The sequence below is a fragment of the Micromonospora sp. M51 genome, from assembly GCF_018070305.1.
Taxonomy (GTDB): domain Bacteria; phylum Actinomycetota; class Actinomycetes; order Mycobacteriales; family Micromonosporaceae; genus Micromonospora; species Micromonospora parva.
On record NZ_JAGPXZ010001103.1, the window covers coordinates 1 to 1,423 of the forward strand.

At 75.8% G+C, this 1,423-nt stretch carries 1 pseudogene; it reads right to left on the reverse strand.

What is annotated here, in order from left to right:
* A pseudogene (locus tag KBX53_RS32820) lies at positions 1-1,423 on the reverse strand (SARP family transcriptional regulator); the annotation flags it as partial.

Genomic DNA, 1,423 nt, shown 5'->3' on the forward strand with positions numbered 1-1,423 from the left:
AGGTGACCGAGCACCTCGAAGGTCACCAGCTGGTGCCGGACGGCCAGGTCGACCAGGTCGACGCCGATCCGGGCCCGCGCGCCGGCCAGACCGACGCGGTGAAAGGAGTGCATGAAGCGGGCGTTGAGCGCGAAGGCCACCAGCCCCGGATCGCCGACGCTGCGGGCGATCGCCTCGGCCTCGTCGGCGGCACGGCGGCCACGATCGGTGGTGGTGCCGCGCAGTTCCAGCGCGAGGGTGCTCAGCAGCCGGCTGCGCTGCGCCGAGCGGACCGGGCCGAGCGCTGTCAGCGCGTGTTCGGCGGCCCGGACGATGTGCCCGGAGAGCACGTCGTCGTCGTTGCGCGTCCAACTGGCGGGCACGTCGAAGCCGGCCAGCGCCTCCTGGATCAGCTGGGGGTCGCCGGTGGACTCGGCGGCGGCGATCGCCTCGGCGCGCCGTCGCCGCGCGTCGGCCAACCGGCCCGTCACCGCCAGCGCCCGCCCCAGGCCGAGCAGCGCGGTCACCCGCCCGCCCGGCTCGACCCCACCGGCGCGGTCGTACGCGTCGATCGCCTGACCCCACAGCCGAGCCGCCTCATGGGGGTTGCCGCCCCGTTCGGCCCGCTCGGCCGCCACCCGGGCGTACCTCGACGCCTCAGCGGCCGCGACCGGCCCACCGGCGCGCAGCAGGTGGTACGCGAGGGCCGCCGGTTCGACGGGTTCCCGCTGTCGCAGCACCTCGGCGACGGCAGCGTGCCAGGCGCAGCGGCGCGACGCGGACAGGTCGGCGTAGAGCGTGTCGCGAACCAGGATGTGGGTGAAACGCAGCCGCCCGTCGGGCTCCCGCTCGCTGAGGAATCCGGCTGCCAGGGCGCGGTCCACGGCGTCCAGCACCGCCGCCGGGTCACCGGCCAGCACGCCCAGCACGTCCGGGTCGAGGTCCCGGCCGAGCACTGCCGCCTGGCGCAGCACGGTACGGGTCGGGGCGGGCAGCTGCGCCAACCGGTGCCGGATCACGTCGCGTACGCCGGGCGGCACGGCGGCCAGCCCCGACTCCCCGGCGGCCGCGTACAACTGGGCCAGTTCGCGGACGAAGAAGGGGTTACCGCCGCTGCGGTTGTGGATCGACCGGGCGGTGGCCTGGTCCAGTTCCGCACCGACGATGGCGCCGGCCAGCACACCGGTCGCCGACGCGGGCAGGCCGGCGAGGTACTCCCGGACCGGCTCCAGCCCGGCGGCGCGGGCCAGGGTGGCGGTCAGCTCCGGGCTGATCTCGGTGGCCCGGTAGGTGCCGAGGATCAGCACCGGCCCGCTGGCAGGTTGCGGGCCGGTGAGCAGCGCGGTCAACAGGTCCAGGGTGTCACCGTCGGCGCGGTGCAGATCAACGAGGACCAGGAGGACCGGCGCTCGGTCGGCGACCGCCGTGAGCAGCGACGCCACCG